This is a genomic window from Eubacterium sp. AF36-5BH, assembly GCF_003460505.1.
GTDB lineage: Bacteria > Bacillota > Clostridia > Lachnospirales > Lachnospiraceae > Eubacterium_G.
On sequence record NZ_QTVG01000001.1, the window covers coordinates 248778 to 266614 of the forward strand.

Below are 17837 nucleotides of genomic sequence, written 5' to 3' on the forward strand. Positions count from 1 at the left end.
TTTTAAATGTTATTGTATATTTTTATTTTCTCTGTTCTTTCGTTGTTTGTGCTTTTCACTTTTTTGCCTATTTTATCTGGAAACAGCTTTCTTCCTTAACTTTCATATCCGTCACTTCCGCCTCATCCACTCTAATAAAATAATCCCCCTGCTTTATTCTAAAAATATACATTTCAACATCACGATAATCTCCCTGTACTTCCATTTCCACGTTGCCATCGTATAAATTTCGGACATAACCTGTTAAGTTCATCTTATTTGCCTCTGTATAACAAAAATATCTAAAACCTACTCCCTGTACTCTACCCTTAAAAATAATATGTTTTCTAACTAATTTTATTTCCATTTTTATCTTCCTTTCATATTCTAAACTGCAAAATCATCAAAATAGCATACTTATTTTTCTTTTTCATTTTAACATTCTTCCCTATTTGTGTTAAGATACTCTTGATTACAGTGTATCAAAGTCATTCCACATCTGTGCTTGCACTATGATGGGGATGTGACTTTGAGACACGCCCCTGTATGAGCATAAAAGTGAAGCGGTAGCTTCACGATATGCGAATACTTGGGCAGGATTGTGGGAGTGCGTAGCACGGAGCAATCCGGGTAATCTATACTTCAACGTCAAAAAGTCATTCCACATCTGTGCCCTAACTATGATGGGGATATGACTTTAGAAAGGATTGTGTTATGAAAACAGGACTTGTACTAGAGGGTGGTGCCATGCGCGGCATGTTCACTGCCGGCGTTTTAGACGCCATGATGAATAACAATATTACAGTAGACGGAACAATTGGTGTTTCAGCCGGAGCAACTTTTGGTTGCAATTTCAAATCCAAACAAATTGGTCGTACTATAAGATACAACATGAAATATTCTAAGGATCCACGCTATGTTGGAATTCGTTCTTTAATTAAAACAGGAGATTTATATGGAGCCGATTTTTGTTACAGAGAAATCCCCGAAAAGCTGGATGTTTTTGATACCAAAACCTATCAGGAAAATCCAATGGCTTTTTATGTTGTTGCAACAGATGTAAATACAGGAAAACCGGTATATCACCTTTGCCCTACAGGAGAAGCTGATGACATTGAATGGTATAGAGCTTCAGCATCAATGCCCTTAGTTTCACGTATTGTAAAAATTGATGGTCTTGAACTTTTAGATGGTGGTATTTCAGATTCCATACCAATAAAGAAATTTAGAGAAATGGGCTACGAAAAAAACATATTGATACTAACCCAGCATAACGGCTATCGCAAAACCAAAAGCAGTATTCTTCCATTATTAAAAATGAAAATGGGTAAAAAATATCCCAACCTTATTCACGATATGGAAATCAGACACAATGAATATAATAAAACATTGGACTATATTAAAGAACTTGAAAAAGAAGGTTCTATTTATGTTATCAGACCTAAAAATCCAATTACAATTAAACGAACTGAACGTGATCCCAACAAGCTTAGACTTCTTTATAATGTAGGCTACAAAGAAGGGCTTGAACATATTGATGCAATGAAAAAATTTCTAAATCAATAAAATATATTTTTAAATTTTCTATTGTATGTAAAGCATGTCGCTTGTGACATTCTACGCACCGAGCACGTGCCTATTCACAACTGATTTCTTTTCGCACCAAGGTGCTTCCCTGGTGGAACGCTTTTTATCTAATAGAAATTCCAGTGGAATTTCTTATTACACAAAAATCACAGGTAATTTCACTTTTGTGAAATCCCTGTGATTTTTTTATATGGCTTACATTATTTAATATTAACTATTTTATCTTCTGCCATACATCCCACTGACCTGACTTTTCAGGATTTTCTCCCTTTGTCCACCATTTTGCTCTATATACGTGTCCGTTATATGAAACATAATCGTCTCCTAAATATATAGTTGATGCATCCCAAGTTGGATACTGACTAGGTTTCTGTGTTGTTGTTTCAGGTGCCTTTGTTGTAGGCTGCTCTGTTGTTGTCTCAGGTGCTTTAGTTGTAGGTTCTTCTGTTGTTGTTTCAGGTTTCTTTGTTTCTTCCTGATTATTTCTTAATGATGCAAGGAATGCTCCATTTTCTTTTGCAAAAGAGTTATTGTTCTGACTTGAATCCCAGTTAATTGACCATGTCATAATTCCTCTTAAGCCCGGATACTTATTATTAAGTTCTGTAAATGCACTTTGAAGATCCTTATTTGCAATCTGTCCACTACCTGCCGCACTTACTGATGATGGAACACCAATGACAACCTGATCTGGTCTAAGTGGAGCAAAGTATGTTGAAGCATCTGTTGAATTTGTATAATATGCACCTACATGGAATCCCTTTAAGAGCATTTCACACATTGCAACTGTGCTTTCCTTTGTACCCATGCTATAAGAAGTTCCATCAAGTCCTGTAATAGGTGCTGAATTATATAACTGTACATGTACATATGATGTTTCGTTTCTTAATGCATTAATCATAGGTAAATATACCCCTGCTCTGCTATCACAGTATTGATTAATTCCACCATAGAATGAGTAACCTAACTGTACATAAAATGTTTCAGGTGCCCATGATAAAATGAAATCATCACCATAGCTACTACAAATAGTTCTAATTGCTTTAATCATATTTACAATCTTTGGAGATGTAGGATTGTTAATGTCCCTATCATTTCCACTTTCAAACTGTACTGAAGACTGTTCTAAATCAATATCAATTCCATCAAATCCATATTCATCTACAATAGATTTAATGTCACTTACAAACTGATTTACCGCACTCTGTGATGTTAATGAGAAGTAGCCTTCATAACCACCAATTGATAATACAATCTTCTTGCCCTGTGCCTGAAGTTCCTTAACATCTTTCTTGAAATCTGCTTTTGTATAATCAGCTGTTAAACCTGAAATATTGAACTGCATTTTTCCGTCTGTGCTACCTGCACTTACAGGTTCTGCAAAGGAGATATTAATTATATCCCAGTTTTTATCAACATCTCTTAATTTAATAAATGGATTTCCACCGTTATTCCATGTATGATAATAACCAATTAATAATTTTGATGAAAGTCCTGTTGATGGTTTTACATCTGTACCTGTTGACTGTTCCGGTTTAGTTGTAGTTTCTTCCTTCTTTGTTGTTGTCTGCTCAGGTTTCTTTGTTGTAACTTCTGCCTTTGTTGTAGGCTCTACTACAGGTTCTGTTACCTTTGCTGTAGTTGTTGGTTCCACAACAGGCTCTGTAGTTACCTGTGTTGTTGTATTTTCAAGACCTGTTACTACTACTTCAAGTTTCTGACCTGCTGTTTCTTTTCCGTTATAAACAGCCGTAACCTTAATTATATGATTTCCGTTAGTTGCAAATGTATAATTAAGCTGAGTTGCAGTATTGTATGTTCCAAATAACTGGCCGTCTACATATATGTTATATGTCTGACCCAAAGCCATCTGTTCATTAGTCTGTCCCCAGGCAAATGTTACATCTCCCTTGTTCTGGGAAATCTTTGTTAAACCAATAACTTCAATTGGCTGTTTTCCGTCAACTGTTGTAACTTCTTCTGCCTTCTTGGAAGTTGTTGTTTCCTGTGTTGTTGTAGGTTTAACTGTTGTAGTCTGTTCTGTTGTTTTAGTTGTTGTTTCTGTAGCTTTTGTTGTTGTAGGCTGCTCTGTTGTTGGTAGTTCGTCCATTGTCTTATCCATAGCCTTAGCCCACGCATAGTTGTTAGTTGCATCCCAGTTAATTGACCATGTCATTACACCCCTAAATGACTGGTACGCTCTTGGTGCAGTAAAACTTCCTGATGATGTTCCGTTCACAAGTGCCTTTACAGCAGTATTAATTACATCAGTTGATACATAGCCACTACCTGCTGCTTTGGCAGTTGATGGTAATCCTAACGCTACCTGATCAGCTCTTAATCCGTTCTCTAATAATAAAGTTGCAAGTGATGTTAAGAAATCTGCAGTTCCAACCTGTGCATTAAATCCGTTATAACCAATCATACCACCTGAGTTATAGAACTGTGGATAACAGATTGTAAGAATATCCTTAATCTTGTATGCAAGTCTGTAGTATGCTGATGTTGCTGCTGTTCCATTTGGATTTGTATCCTGGAAATAATATGTTTCCGGTGCCATTGTTATAATAAAATCATCTCCGAAATGATTATGTACTGTTCTTAATGCTTCAGCAATATAATCTGTTCCTGATACTGCACTACCTTCAAAGTCAATATCAACACCTTCAAATCCATATTCCTCAATCATTGAAATAAGGCTCTTTGCAAATTCATCTGCTGCTGCCTGATTTGTAATATAAGTAGTTCCTTCAGCGCCACCTACTGAAATAATTACATGCTGTCCTTTTGCTTTTGCATCTTTGATGTCCTGAATAAACTGTGCTTTTGTATAGCCACCTAAGGCATTGCTTAAATCCTTATCAAGCTCAAAAGTAACCTTACCAGGTGTTGTTGATGAGTTTGCAAAAGATACACAAATCATGTCATAGTAACTTGGAACATCTGAAATCTTTAATGCTGTTGAACCATTAAGGAAGTTATGCCAATAGCCTGTTACCATGTGCTGTGGAAGTTTTGAATTAACTGTGTAATTATTTTCAACAGTTGTTGTTTCTTCTACAGAACTTCCTCCCTTAGTCGTTGTTTCGATTTCTCCTGCTACTAAATCACTTCTAAGTTTCCACAATGTAAATGCTTCTGTTGGTGTCCAACCTGAATTTGAAGTATGTGCAAATGTACATTCATATACATTTCCCTGATACTGAACAAAGTCTCCTATGTTGTAAAGAACACTGTTTGGTGACCATTCAGGATATGCACCTGTTGAAGCCTTCTTTGTTGTTGTCTGTTCCGGTGCAGTTGTTGCAGGCACTTCAGGAACTGTTGTTGCCTGTGTTGTCTTGCTTGTTGTTTCAGGCGCTTTTGTTGTTGCCTGTGTTGTTTTACTTGTTGTTTCAGGTGCTTTTGTTGTAGTAACTTTTTCTGTTGTTGTTTCTACAACACCGCTTTCATTATTTTCATATAAAACATTTCTTGAAATAATGCTACCACTTGAAACCGCTTTCTGTCTAAGTGTAACTGACTGAATATTGGATAAGCTTGCAGTTCCTTTACCTGACTTAAGTGTAAATGTTAATGTATCACCAGGTGCCACTGCTTTTGAACTCCATTCAGGTGGTGTAATTACTGTATTTCCATTTTCAGTTGTAATTGTTCCACCTGCACTCCAGTCTCCTGTTAAAGTTTCACCGTTAATTGTTTTAATTTCTAATGAAGGATAGCTTAAAGTCTTGCCAAACTTTTCTGCCCATGGCATAACCGAAATATCTTTTGCTCCACTTGGAAGTGTTACTTTTGCATTTGTATTCTGCAAATTCAAAGTATATGACTCTCCTGAAGCCTGCACATCTAATTTAATGCCATCCATTTTTGGTGTAGTAATTTCATTAGTTGGAAGTGCCTCTGAACCATATAAAGATTCCTTCATTGCCTTAGTAACTGAATTTGTACTATCCAATGATGCCATCCATGAAATAAGTCCGCCTAAATGTTTACTCTTTACATATTTTCCTTTTTCAGCTACTGATTCTTCAGTATCACATGTAAAGAACATACCTGTTGACTCACTATAAAAATAGTTTGCCTTTGCTGTATCATCCCAATATTTCTTTAAGTTATACTTGCTTATTAAAGAGTTAATGTCTCCGTATGCATAAGTTACGCCATTTTCTCCTGTTGCGTCTGCATATAAGCCCGGATTCTTAGGATCTCTTCCTGTTTCCTTTTTAACTTCTTTCCAACCTCTTGTGTAAGGTGCAATACCAACTACAATCTTTGAATAATCAATGCTGTCACCGTATTTATTTTCAAGATACTTAATGCATGAATCAACTGAAAGACCTGCGTCCCCTTCATCATATGCAGGATTTGTATAAAGCGCTGTCTGGTGAGCTGTAAAACCTCCCCAGGCACCATTTAAGTCATATGTCATCATATTTGCAAAGTCTACAATTTTTAATACCTTTTCGTATTCTATTGCAGCCATCATCTTTGGTGATGCTGACATTGCCACTGATAATTCATAATACTTTCCATCAGCTTCTCCATAGCTGTCTAATGCATCTCTAATTGCCTGTAATAACAGTGTATAATTCTGTGTGTCTGCTGCTGAGCCCTTGCATCCCTTATCAATGGCAACGCCATTGCCTTCAGGATCAGGATCTCTGTCCGCTGTTGGATATTCCCAGTCAATGTCTACAAAATCATATCCATAGTAATGAACAAATTTTGCAACATTATTTGCAAAGTTCTTTCTTGTCTTTTCTGACGCTGCAAGTTTTGGGAAATCCCCTGATCTTGTCCAACCACCAACAGAAATACCAATCTTCATGTTAGGATACTTTTGTCTTAATAAAAGCATTCCTCCCAACACTCCTGCGTATTTGTTATCTGTTCCAACTGAATATCCTACATTTGGATTTTCATAGTCAGCCCATGTGTCTGTTGTGATTAAATCACCATTTTCATCTGCATCCATAAATGCAAAATTCAAATGTGTTATTAAACTACCGTCAATCTTATCAGGTGTGAAATTCTTCTGACCTGAATAAATTGACCAATCACCGTAATACATTACGTTACGGTATGGTGCCTTATTTGCTTCTGCTTTTTGTGCTGCTACCTGTGATGCCTTTCTGGCTTCCTCAGTAACTTGTGCCTTAGCTGCGCTATAACCATACATAAGGTTTATTACCATTACCAATGTTAAAGCGATTCCGCTAATTCTACGAAGCAAACTTTTTTTTGATATAGATTTTTTGAAATTCATTGTACCCTCCCATTTTTTCATAAATCTAAAGCTTCTCCTCCACTAAAAATTCTAGACTAAAAACATTTTTAAGAAAACGTAGGCTTATTTTATTGGGTACTCTTTTTTCTAAAATCATTTTTGAAAATATTTTCATCCACAAACTTTATGTGAATATATTCTTGTTAAGTTCACTGGCATTGCACGTGATAATGTAATAAAAAAGAACCAATATTGAAAAAAAACATTTCAATACCAGTTCATTTTTTTAATTTTAAAATGTCAATAGTTTATGCACAAACGTTGAAAAAAATGACACAAATGTTGATTTTTTAGAATTGTTTTTATTGTAAATCGTATATTTTTGCTTCCGTAAAGAAATTTGTGTACATGTTTGGATTGTAAAATCCTCTATGCCATAAGAATACTTCTTGGTTTATATCTACAATTGGTCTGGCATTTCTAACAAATGAATTTCCTATTAATTCAGAAAAAAATTCCTTGTTTAACTGAATTTCTTCCTCATCATAATTGTAAATTTCTATTTTATCAAATCCATTTTCTTCCCTGCCTAAAACTATCCTGTTATCTCCTATAAAGGATGCCCCCAATTGGTACTTAGGATTCCACAATGGATTTCCACCGTTGCATATTTCCAAGGATTTATCTGTGTCATATAGATTATAGACCGAATTCTTTGTTGCAAAGTCATATTTAAAAGTAGCATACAATATCATAGGCTTTTCAGGTTCTGTTACCGCAACATCTAATAAACGTTGAGACTGACCTAAAGGCTTACTTACTATAATATCAAACTGGTCTGAAAGAACATTTGCTTTTCCTAACAATGTTTTATTATCAGAATTATATATTTCATTTGTATCCAAATTCATAAATCCCATTCTAATATTTGCATCTTCTGCATCAGGATTAGATGTCATACAAATTCTAATAACACCATTTGTTGTTGTAGGCATAAATTTACAATAATACTGCATTTTTGCTGTTATTATTATTTTTTCTGCACTCCATTTTGTTCCATTAGATGAATAACGGTAAGCCCAGCTTTTGTTATTTACTCTATAGAAAATATAGTATTTATTTCGATATTTAATTATCTGACTATAACAGGTTTTACCTGATGATCTAAGAACCACATCTGTGTCAAATTTGTCTATATTCTCCTGTTCATTTGATATTCTCACATGTATCTCATTGTCATCATTATGTCCACCTGAATATACACACATAATTCGACCGTCATTCATAACAGTAACCGCCACTCCATTATGGTCATCAACTTCCGAAACTTTTTTAAGTAAAGTCTTTGTGGTTTTATGACTTACATTATTATATTCAGCTACTCCGCTATAGCCTTCGCTTGTAGTAAAGCCCCAATATACATTGTCCTGCAAATTATTGTAGGATATAACTTGTGGATAAGACCACCAGCTCCAAATCATGTCACTAGCGCCTTCCCTGTTAATATTCAAAGCTTCTAATTGCCACTTTGCGTATAGTCTTATGTTACCTCTTGTGCCTTTTTTTAGCTTTTTAACTTTTTTAGTTAACTTTTTATCCTTGTACCAGCCTACAAAAGTATAATTCTCCTTTGTTGCCGGATATAATTTTACACTCCTCTCGCAAGTATATTTCTTCTTATTTCTATAATCATTTACACCACCATTAGAAGTGTATGAAAGTTTGTATTTGACAGCCTTCCATAAAGCATAAATCCGTTTGTTTCCCTTAGAACCTTTTTTTATTTTTCTAATACGCTTTGTATAATTTTTGTCCTTATACCATCCCTTAAAAGTATAGCCTTTTCTTTTAGGCGAATATAATTTTGTATTTTTAGTTGATTTATATTTTTTAGTATTCTTCTTATTATTGGTTCCGCCTTTTAAAACATATGTAATCTTGTAGGTTTTGACCTTTGTTTTTGCTGAAACAGCATTACTAAAACCTAATGCCAAAACCAAAGTTAATACCATTACAATATAAAATACCATTCTATTTTTAACTTCGTTACCAACTATTCGTTTTTCACTCATTTTTCTTCCTTTCAAAAACCGCTCTGCCAACTGACAGAGCGGAGGTTATTTTAATAATAAGATTTTAGGGTGACACCCTAGGCATAATCTTACTAAGCTATTTTTTTATTTTTACTTTTTTTGCTCCACTCCATTTTGATGAGAAAACTTTCTGTTTTCCTTGAAGTTTATATGCCTTTACTCTGAAATAGTAAGTTTTCTTTGCCTTTAATTTCTTAATTGTCACCTTATTGCTCTTTACATATTTGCTCTTAGCACTCTTAAAGTTTCTCTTAAGTGAATACTGAACTAAATATCCTTTGGCACCTTTAACCTTCTTAAACTGTAGAGAAACTTTCTTTTTGCCTTTTACAGTTTTTGCGATCTTTGTATTATCAGGAACATTGGCTTTTGTTGTAACCTTTTTCTTAGTTGTTATAGTCTGGTTATTCTTTGTTGTAGTCTGGTTGTTCTTAGATGTTTCCTGACTAGTTGCTGTAGTCTGGTTGTTCTTTGTTGTTTCCTGACTTCCTGTTGTCTGGTTATTACCTGTTGTTTCACTATTATCCTTATCAGATGTTGTTGTTTCTTCGTCTCCAGTGTTGCTCTTTATATTTAATTTATAAAAGCCCCACTTTCCATTAACTTTTACAGGTATAACGTTATCAAAATATATACCAATATCTTCTATTTTTCCCTGCTCAACTAATAATTTTCCATCTCTATCAAATATTGCCGGGTTCTCATATTTATATCTCAAGAAACTGTCTTCACCAGTTTCCGAGTCCGCCGCAATTATCACATCTTCCCCTACACTTGCTACTACCTTGTACTTTCCTAATTCCTTTATTTTCTTACCATTTTCATTGTAAATTGTCCATAAAGAATTATCATCCATAATAGCTAAACCGTTATATACATATACTTCTTCAACACCGCTTGCAAGTACATCTCCTGTTTGAGAGAAAATCTTAACTGCTTTCTCATTTGAATTAAGATTTTCAGCACAGAATGTACTGTCACTTAATTGCCATACATTAGTATATTTTCCAATATTACTTTTGATAGTGTTTCCTTTGTTGTCCAATATTGACCAATTGTCGTTCTGCTCAACTACAAGAATTCCTGATAATCTGTTGTAGTCCTGAACATCACCTGCTAATAACTTACCATCTAAATCATAGATATTATATCTCCAATCAGTTACTCCATCATTGTCTATTAGTTTCTTAATTATTATTAATTCATTATCAGTATCATATTCGCTTAAATATAAACGTGAGCTATCATCACTAACGTCATCACTGGCATCGTTATTGTTACCAAATGTTATTTTTTTACCATCTCTATACAGAAAGCTTGTTTTATCTGTATAAACAAATGTATATAACAACTTTCCATCTTCATCATTCTCTTCATCTATATGAATTTCTGTTCCATCATCACATATAATTTCGCCGGTTCTTGCATCAATAAGCATTTGGTCATCTGACTCATAATTTTCATCATTTTTTCTGCCATATATAATTTTTATTAAACTGGCTTCATCATAATTATATATGTAATGATTAATATCTCCTGAATTCATAAAATCATATGATTTTATAATATTCCCATCACTATCAAGTAAATATGTAATTCTTTCATCATTTTCATAGGCGACTGCCCAAATTCTATCGTCTCCTACCTTATTTTCTGGTTCAGCGTTTTCCGGCAATTTAAGTTCTTTAACTAAACTTCCACCATAGTTATAAAGATACCATTTTTCATCATCTTTTTTTTGTAAACAAATAGTATTTTTATCCCACTCAAATGAAGTTGCTATTTCAAATGAAAATTTGACTTCTGTTTCTTCTAATGAAGGGAATTCAACTTTAACATACCCCTGGTCTGTGTAAAACATAGCCTCTTTATCAGAAGTCCACATGGATGTTATGTTATGTTTGCTCTCATCAACAGTATAAGTTTTACCTTCCATGTTTACATAGGTATCTCCCCAAGCACTATTGTCATTATTTTCAATTTGAATTACATTTGTCCAAACATTATAATAGTTAAATTTACCTAATTCTTTAACTACTGTACCGTCAGCTTCAACAAGCCAACCTTCATAGCCTTCTATTGTATAATTATCATCATCTGACTCATCGGTATTTTCGTCATTACTTTGATTACTTTTTATCTTATTATAAACAAAGAAATGTTTTCCATCACCCATATACTCCACTTCATCATACTGAGTTGTACCTGTATACTCAATATCATCTGAATCGTCCTTTTTAAGAATATTTCCATCATAGTCTATAATGTCATATCCGTTCTCTCCATTTTTTTCCCAATTTGCATGTAATTTTCCACTTTCTTCTTGCCATATTGAACTATAACCTACAAATTCTTTTTTGACCTGGCCTTTTTCATCTAACATTTTCCAGTTATTATCAATATCTGAAACTAAAATATTTTTGTCATCTAACACATTTAACTCAGTATAATTGCATGAAACTATTTCATTTCCATTTTTGTCTGTAAGTCCCCATAAGCCAACTTCTCTATTATCAGCGTTTTTCCCTTTGTTAGCTACTTTAATATAATTCCCTTCATAGCCATAAACATAATCATACTCTAGTTGTGGCTCCATAACTATTTCATAGGCACTATTCTGTGTATCTGCCGATACTTTTGTCCCCTGAATAGGTAACATACTTAAAGCCATTGTTGCAGACAAAGTCAATGCTAATACTTTTTTTGCGCTTCCTAATTTTTTTACCATTGTTTCTTCCTTTCCTTTGTTCCCTTCCACTTATTGTTGTGAAATTTATCCATTTTGTTATAGATATTTATATATCATTATTATTTTATCATATTATAGAAACACTCTCTAGTTATTATCCCAAAGTGTTTATAAAAGATTTCTTTTGAAAATTCTTGAATAATTTTCAAAAGAAAACATTCTTCACTGAAGCTTTCGTTCAATAAAGAATGTTTTGTTACTATTTTTAATTTATATTTTTCAATACTTTTTGCACAAGCATTGAAAAAAATGACACAAACGTTGATTTTTGCTCTATTCTTCTTCACTCTTGTCTTTTTTGAAAATAACCAGCTTGCTAAATACGTAGTTTAGTAAAACTACAAAGAATGACATTGCTATCTTACAAACACTGCCTCGTAAGCCGAAGATTGCCTGATCAAATCCATGGTCCACAAGGAACGGAACGCCGAAAATTTCTATTAAACCTGTTAGAATTCTGGCTGATAAAAACAAACCAAGTTCTTTCATAACAAATTTAAACTTCCAGGAATAACTTCTAAATACCCATATTTTATTTGTAATATAAGCAAATATTACAGCAACTGTCCACGCTACAATATTTGCAATAAATACATCTATTGTGTTTGCTGATATTTTCAAAAGTCCTGACAGGCTTTGTCCCGGATGGCAAATCGTAATCATTACGCTATATGTAACCCAGTTGACTACTGTTGTAGCACCGCCCATTATAAGATACATTATTATCTCTTTGTATTTATTAAATAATTTTATTAATGATTCCATTAAATTTCTCCCAAGTATATAGTTTATTACACCCCCACTAACTATTTTCCAACTTTTTTTGATATTAAATAACGAGGTCTTCCCTTTACTTCCTCGTAAATCTTTGCAATATAGTAGCCGATGATTCCTAAACTCATCATTATGATACTACCTATCATCAACACCAAAAGTATAACTGTTGTAAAGCCTGCAACTGCATGTCCCATACAGAATTTTACAATTGTCTGTATTCCCAAAATAACTGCCAAAATAAAAACTATCACTCCAAGAATTGTTACAATCTGCATTGGTGCTGCTGAAAATGCAACTATATTTGTAATTGCATACTTTACCAATGACCATGTTGACCATTTTGACTCGCCTTCTTCACGCTCTCTTACATCAAATTCAACACTTGTTGTCTTGTACCCAATCCATGATGACAATGCTCTAAAGAAAGCATTTTTTTCAGGCATATTCAGAAGTGATTCTACTGCTTGTCTATCCATCAATTTAAAATCAGAGGCTCTTGACATATCAATCTTAACAGCCTTAGAAATTAATTTGTAGAACAAGCCTGCGCTCATCTTATGTAAGAAACTTTCCTTACCTCTGCTATGCTTAACACCTTCAACAACTTCGTAGCCCTGCTGCCAAAGTCTATACATCTCCACTAAAACCTCTGGTGGATGCTGTAAATCACAATCCATAACTGCACAACAGTCGCCATTAGCATTAGCAAGTCCTGCAAAAAGCGCTGATTCCTTTCCAAAATTTCTTGAAAAATGAATTCCAACAATATGCTCATCTTCTTTTGATACTGCTTCAATCTGATTCCATGTATCATCCTTTGAACCATCGTCCACAAAAATAATTTCGTATGGAATAGATGCTCCATTTAAAATAGAACCTATAACATTTGCAGCTTTTTTTATTATTTTTTCCTCGTTAAACGCAGGTAAAATAATAGATAATAAACCTTCTTTTTTCATTGGTTACTCTTACTCCTGTTCCTATACTCAAAACCTGTACAAGTATAACACACTAAAATTGCTCTGTACATATTAAAACCCTATTTTTACACATACTCTTTTTTCCGAATAATAAAATACGTTCCTATTACCAACAGGCTTGTCACTACCCATGTAAACGGATAAACTGCCATTAATATTTCAAATGAACTAAACATTTTGAATATTGTATTTATCCACACAATTCTTAACACACATGAGCCAAAAACTGTAAGCACAGCTGGTGTCATGGAGTGACCTATACCTCTTAAAGCACCACCTGTCACCTCATATAATGGTGGCAAAGCTGTTAAAAGACCTACTCTTATTAATCTCGCCACACCATACACCATTGCATCTTTATCTGTTGTGTATATGCCAATGAAAAATTCTTTTCCGAGAACAAAGACAATACTCATGCAGGCTGTGCATACCATAGCAAGTACAAGGCTTACTCTCAATATTTTTTTGCATCTGTCATATTGCTTTGCCCCATAATTCTGACTTGTAAATGTTATACACGCCTGTGTGAAAGCACTCGTCACAAAATAAGTAAAAAATTCATAATTTACTGCAGCCGCAGAACCTGCAATTCCTGCTGTCCCAAAACTGTTAATTCCAGCCTGAATACAAACATTTGACAATGAGAATACCATTCCCTGAAGCCCTGCCGGTGCCCCAATTTTTACTATATTGATTACCTCATCTTTGTTAAGTGATAATTTCTTTATATCCAGTCTGATTGTTTCATCTGCATGAATTAAGAAGAAAATAATCATTGATGCACTTATTGCATTTGCCGTAACTGTGGCAATTGCCACACCTGCAACTCCAAGGTCGCACACAATTACCAAAAACAAATTAAGGGCAACATTTATAACACCTGATACTAAAAGACAATATAATGGCTTTTTTGTATCACCAATACTTCGAAGCACAGCAGAACCAAAATTATAAACCATAAAAAACGGCATGCCACAAAAATAAATTCTAAGATATTCCACCGCCAAAGGTAATACATTATCAGGAGTGTCCATCATACTTAATATTGGTGCTGCCACTGCATTCCCTATGAATATTAAAGCTATACCACAAATAATTGCTAATGAAATTACCGTATGTACTGCTCCGTTTGCTTTTTTCTTATTACCCTGTCCTATTGCACTGGCAATAACAACATTAGCCCCAATGGAAAATCCTACAAACAAATTAACTATTAGGTTAATAACCGGACTGTTGCCACCAACGGCTGCCAAAGCCTCGCTACCTGCAAATCTTCCTGCAACAGCAACATCTGCTGAGTTAAACAACTGTTGCAAAATACTACTTGCCGCCAAAGGAAGTGCAAATAATATAATTTTATCTGCAAGGGAACCGCGTAACATGTCCACCTGCTTTGACTTCTTTTGTTTTACTCTTCTATTCATTCTAAACCTCATTTTTCTCTATGCTAATTTTTCCTATAACATTATAGCATCCCTGTCAAGAGGCACTCATATTCCCTTGATTTATGCATAAACTATAGTAATAAGTTTTTGGAGAATTGTTATGTCTAATTCACAACAAGTTTCCTTATTAAAGCGAAGTATTTTATGGCTTTGCGTTCTAATTGCAGTCGTTGGTCTTACATACTACTATCAGGAAAATCTGTTTAAGGACGGCTTTAATGCAATAACCGCCTCTAATACAACCAAAGAGCTTCCAATCTATAATGTCCAAACTAATAAAAAACAGGTTGCGCTTTCATTTGATGCAGCTTGGGGAAATGAAGACACACGAAAAATACTTGATATTCTAAAAAAGTACAAAATCAATGTAACTTTCTTTATGACCGGTGGTTGGGTTGAAAGCTATCCTGATGACGTAAAGGCCATAAAGAAAGCCGGGCACGATTTGGGTAATCACAGTGAAAACCATAAACATATGCCTACACTTAGCACTTCCGAAATGTGTAATGAATTAACCAAAGTAACTGATAAAGTAAAAAAACTTACAGGTACTACTATGTGCCTTTTCCGTCCACCTTACGGAGACTATGACAACAATTTGATTATTCAGGCAAAAAACTGTGGCTACTATACAATTCAATGGAATGTTGACAGCCTTGACTGGAAAAATTACGGTGTAGACTCTATTGTAAACACTGTCCTAAATCACAAGGACTTAAAGAATGGCTCTATTATCCTGATGCATAATGGTGCCAAATATACCGCCCAGGCACTACCGAAGGTTATTGAAGGGCTAAAAGAAAAAGGCTACGAAATCGTACCTATTTCCAAGTTGATTTATAAAGATAATTTCCATATAGAACATGACGGCAGTCAGGTAAGTGATAAGAAATAGAAATGTTCAAAATTTAAGGTGTTCCCAGGTATAAAACTTATAAGGAACACCTTAAAAATAACTATAACATTGTAATTTTAGAATCTACCATTACAAAGTTCTGCACGCCATACATCTAATTCTGGATTATCATCTTCTGTTAATCCTATAAATTGTCCTATTATTAAAACATTGTCACCATTCAATATTTTGCTGTAATTACCTCTAAACATTACCTCTTCTCCTGTGTAGTAATCTTCACCATAGTAAATCATATTATCATCGCCCTGTTCTTTAGTAATATCTTTCAGAATAATTGCATACAAATCTCCAGACATATCATCTGACGGATTTGACCTTTTTAACTGATCCATTGTAAATCTTTTCGAATTAACAAAATGAAAATCATTTAAATCTCCAGTCCAAATATGTCCTTTTCTCCAAAGATCTAATGGTGGCATTTTAGCTAAAGGCGATCCGTTTTCGTCATACCATGCTCCTGAAACTATCTCATCAAAATATGAACCATCATCATCAAAATATGTAAAACATAGCTTTCCATCATCATTTTTAAATTTTAAAACTTTATTATTTATTTTATCTTTATCTATTTTAATTCCATCGCTTTCCTGATATGTTTCTGTTTCCAATCTACTTGACGAATTAAAATTTGTAAAATCAATGGTAGCCACTTTCTCTGTTTTTATAAATTTACCCCATGACCCACCTGAACCAGATGAAATTGCTAATGAACCATCCATATTTTTTGATACATATGACATTTCGCCATCTATATAATTGTCTTTTATTTCTCTGTCCTTTTCTTTAAAATCAGAATATTCCTCTCCCTCTTTTGAATAAAGACAAAATGAAGCTTTTCCATCTTTAACTACTACTTTAAGCGTTTCACCTGATTCTTCATCAACATATGTGCCTGTTAAATCATTGTCATCTTTCGCTTCACCTTCCCTAATATTTTCATTTTGAGTTGTTTCTTCAATTTGTGAACTTTCTTTCTGTTTCTCCGTGCTAATATTTTGCTTCTTTGTGTCTTTAGAACTTTGACCATTTTTTTGACAACCACTTAACAAACCACACACCAATATTATCATTACTAACGTAATAATTCTTTTGTTTCTCTTCATAAGTTTCCTCCTTTTTTGTCTGTAACTATACTTTTTATAGTTATAGATTATTATACTACAGCTATAAAAATATTACAATTGACTCAATATATAATTTGAGGTGATTTTATGAAGGATGTTGATTTCGATTCTATTGGTAAGAAATTAAAAGAAATACGAATAAGCAAGGGCTTTACTCAAGAATTTGTTGCAACTTCTGTTAAAGTAAATACCAGCCACATAAGCAACATAGAAAATGGCAAGGTTAAGATTTCCCTTACCACTCTTATTAATGTATGTAATGTATTAGGCACTACCGTTGATTATGTTCTTAATAATGAATATAGTAACACTCCTTCTGCTGTAGATAACGCTATATTATTAGAGCTTCAAAAATGTACTCCTGATACCAAAGAACGTATATTAAAAATAGTGCAAATACTACAATAATATTTCGATAATCCTTCATCCCCTGTTTTATAAAGGTAAATATCTTTTATCATCTTTATCCATCAAATTTTCAATAAAATAGGAGACAGGAAAATAACTCCTGCCTCCCAATTACTAATTAATACATAATAATCATTATAAAAGACATACTGCACTTACATTCAATACAGTATGCCTTATTCAATCAATCTTTTATTTAAATACTCATAGAACATAAATGGTAAAAATACTAAAGTATCTCAATACATTTGTATCAAGCATTATTTTCATAATCCTAATCTTTCCCTTCTGAATTTAGCCATATCCTCAATCATACTTTTCTCCGAACTCACTCCCTTGTCATCAACAAACATTTTTTGTATTTTTTTAATGTATCTCCACTCTTTTCTGCTTCTTCTTTTTTTCTAAAATCAGAAAGAAATTTTATGAAACTTATTACTGTATTATAATCTTCATCCTGCAATGTATCTAATAAACTATTTATTTCTAATACTTTTTTATTCACATAAATCGCTCCCTTCTGATTACTTTTACTCTTTTCTTTTATAA

At 33.7% G+C, this 17837-nt stretch carries 12 protein-coding genes; 3 read left to right on the plus strand and 9 right to left on the minus strand.

The window, feature by feature from the left end; translation table 11 throughout:
• Positions 1–67: 67 nt before the first annotated feature.
• On the minus strand, positions 68–346 hold the full coding sequence (locus tag DW006_RS01095) for an acylphosphatase (protein WP_199521861.1): 279 nt from the start codon (positions 344–346) through the stop codon (positions 68–70).
• A gap of 347 nt (positions 347–693) precedes the next feature.
• Between DW006_RS01095 and DW006_RS01100 the strand changes: the two genes are divergently transcribed.
• Positions 694–1545 carry a patatin family protein gene (locus DW006_RS01100; RefSeq protein ID WP_117998651.1) on the plus strand — a complete coding sequence of 284 codons (852 nt, stop codon included), beginning with the start codon at positions 694–696 and terminating at the stop codon, positions 1543–1545.
• A gap of 235 nt (positions 1546–1780) precedes the next feature.
• Here DW006_RS01100 and DW006_RS01105 read toward each other — a convergent pair whose 3' ends face one another.
• From DW006_RS01105 to DW006_RS01130, 6 genes are all read right to left on the minus strand, one after another.
• Positions 1781–6835: a glycosyl hydrolase family 18 protein gene (locus DW006_RS01105; protein ID WP_158561032.1), complete on the minus strand. Its 5055-nt coding sequence runs from the start codon at positions 6833–6835 to the stop codon at positions 1781–1783.
• Between the two features lie 323 nt (positions 6836–7158).
• Positions 7159–8868, minus strand: a complete 1710-nt coding sequence (locus DW006_RS01110; RefSeq protein ID WP_117998653.1) for an InlB B-repeat-containing protein — start codon at positions 8866–8868, stop codon at positions 7159–7161.
• Between the two features lie 97 nt (positions 8869–8965).
• Entirely contained in the window at positions 8966–11617 is a 2652-nt protein-coding gene (locus tag DW006_RS01115; protein WP_117998654.1) for a fibronectin type III domain-containing protein, read from the minus strand.
• A 294-nt stretch (positions 11618–11911) separates the two neighbouring features.
• Positions 11912–12403: a GtrA family protein gene (locus DW006_RS01120; RefSeq protein ID WP_117998655.1), complete on the minus strand. Its 492-nt coding sequence runs from the start codon at positions 12401–12403 to the stop codon at positions 11912–11914.
• Between the two features lie 41 nt (positions 12404–12444).
• Positions 12445–13374: a glycosyltransferase family 2 protein gene (locus DW006_RS01125; protein ID WP_117998656.1), complete on the minus strand. Its 930-nt coding sequence runs from the start codon at positions 13372–13374 to the stop codon at positions 12445–12447.
• Positions 13375–13460: 86 nt separating this feature from the next.
• Positions 13461–14819: an MATE family efflux transporter gene (locus DW006_RS01130; protein ID WP_243002549.1), complete on the minus strand. Its 1359-nt coding sequence runs from the start codon at positions 14817–14819 to the stop codon at positions 13461–13463.
• 121 nt (positions 14820–14940) lie between these two features.
• On the opposite strand from DW006_RS01130, the gene DW006_RS01135 reads away from it, so the two are divergent.
• A complete protein-coding gene (locus tag DW006_RS01135) occupies positions 14941–15735 on the plus strand; it encodes a polysaccharide deacetylase family protein (RefSeq protein WP_117998657.1) in 795 nt (264 codons plus the stop codon).
• A gap of 77 nt (positions 15736–15812) precedes the next feature.
• Here DW006_RS01135 and DW006_RS01140 read toward each other — a convergent pair whose 3' ends face one another.
• A complete protein-coding gene (locus DW006_RS01140) occupies positions 15813–16859 on the minus strand; it encodes a hypothetical protein (RefSeq protein ID WP_117998658.1) in 1047 nt (348 codons plus the stop codon).
• 108 nt (positions 16860–16967) lie between these two features.
• On the opposite strand from DW006_RS01140, the gene DW006_RS01145 reads away from it, so the two are divergent.
• A complete protein-coding gene (locus tag DW006_RS01145) occupies positions 16968–17288 on the plus strand; it encodes a helix-turn-helix transcriptional regulator (protein ID WP_117998659.1) in 321 nt (106 codons plus the stop codon).
• Positions 17289–17616: 328 nt separating this feature from the next.
• On the opposite strand, the gene DW006_RS01150 is transcribed toward DW006_RS01145, so the two are convergent.
• The gene (locus DW006_RS01150; RefSeq protein ID WP_243002550.1) at positions 17617–17793 is read right to left on the minus strand and encodes a hypothetical protein; all 177 of its coding nucleotides are present in this window, start codon (positions 17791–17793) and stop codon (positions 17617–17619) included.
• Positions 17794–17837 lie beyond the last annotated feature (44 nt).

Coding starts and splice junctions, on each gene's coding strand:
- DW006_RS01095 (WP_199521861.1), bottom strand. CDS start 346: ATGGAAATAAAATTAGTTAGAAAACATATTATTTTTAAGGGTAGAGTA.
- DW006_RS01100 (WP_117998651.1), top strand. CDS start 694: ATGAAAACAGGACTTGTACTAGAGGGTGGTGCCATGCGCGGCATGTTC.
- DW006_RS01105 (WP_158561032.1), bottom strand. CDS start 6,835: ATGAATTTCAAAAAATCTATATCAAAAAAAAGTTTGCTTCGTAGAATT.
- DW006_RS01110 (WP_117998653.1), bottom strand. CDS start 8,868: ATGAGTGAAAAACGAATAGTTGGTAACGAAGTTAAAAATAGAATGGTA.
- DW006_RS01115 (WP_117998654.1), bottom strand. CDS start 11,617: ATGGTAAAAAAATTAGGAAGCGCAAAAAAAGTATTAGCATTGACTTTG.
- DW006_RS01120 (WP_117998655.1), bottom strand. CDS start 12,403: ATGGAATCATTAATAAAATTATTTAATAAATACAAAGAGATAATAATG.
- DW006_RS01125 (WP_117998656.1), bottom strand. CDS start 13,374: ATGAAAAAAGAAGGTTTATTATCTATTATTTTACCTGCGTTTAACGAG.
- DW006_RS01130 (WP_243002549.1), bottom strand. CDS start 14,819: ATGAATAGAAGAGTAAAACAAAAGAAGTCAAAGCAGGTGGACATGTTA.
- DW006_RS01135 (WP_117998657.1), top strand. CDS start 14,941: ATGTCTAATTCACAACAAGTTTCCTTATTAAAGCGAAGTATTTTATGG.
- DW006_RS01140 (WP_117998658.1), bottom strand. CDS start 16,859: ATGAAGAGAAACAAAAGAATTATTACGTTAGTAATGATAATATTGGTG.
- DW006_RS01145 (WP_117998659.1), top strand. CDS start 16,968: ATGAAGGATGTTGATTTCGATTCTATTGGTAAGAAATTAAAAGAAATA.